This window comes from Psychrobacter sp. 1U2 (assembly GCF_051847575.1).
The window spans coordinates 1-681 of the sequence record NZ_JBPYDC010001162.1; the positions used below are offsets into that span (position 1 = coordinate 1).

Here is a 681-nt window from a genome sequence, read left to right on the forward strand (position 1 = left end):
TCACGTTTGAAGTAAATTTGCGCACCGCCAATCTCGTCACTCAAACGCTTAGCATGATACAGCGGCGTTGGGCGACCGACATAATTCACCAAATCGTTGTGATACTCCTCCCAGAACGCTGGATCTGCTTTGACTTTGGTATAAAGCGTTTCTAGCTCTTCTAGGGCAGCCATTAGCGTCTCAGAGACAAAACGCCCCCCATGTACACCGAAATGTCCGCGTGCATCAGGATATTGGTTAAAATCCTGTACATTTTCAGGATTGGTAAAAGTATTTACAGATTGTGCGGTAGCAGATAAATCTTTGTTCGCGACATGACTCATGATAATTCCTACTGTAATAAGTGGTATTTTTTAGATAACTATAAAGAAGATAATAAAAGGGATAACAATCTAATAAGATTTAAGCAGAAAAATCGGAATAACGATTAACTAAGCAGAGTATGTATAGCAAACAACTTGATACAAACCCACTTAAATGGCGCCAGTGACCGTAGCGTTTTGCCATCGATCGCGCTTGACCGCTTTCATAAAGGCACGCATTTTGGCAACATCTTTTTTACCTTTATCGATCTCGATACCACCACTCACATCGACACCATAAATAGGCAAATCTAATGTAGCGGCCACATTATCGGCATCAAGTCCACCAGCCAACACAATCGGCAGTGCGCTGTCATGT

1 protein-coding gene and 1 pseudogene are annotated in these 681 nt (G+C 42.3%); both read right to left on the bottom strand.

Translation table 11 applies throughout. The features are described 5' to 3' along the window. Nucleotides 1-323, bottom strand: a pseudogene (locus ACS8FD_RS20980) (tryptophan synthase subunit beta); the annotation flags it as partial. 150 nt (nt 324-473) lie between these two features. Continuing rightward, nucleotides 474-681 (bottom strand): phosphoribosylanthranilate isomerase (gene trpF / locus ACS8FD_RS20985; protein ID WP_459252165.1); only part of this gene is annotated, 208 nt, incomplete at its 5' end.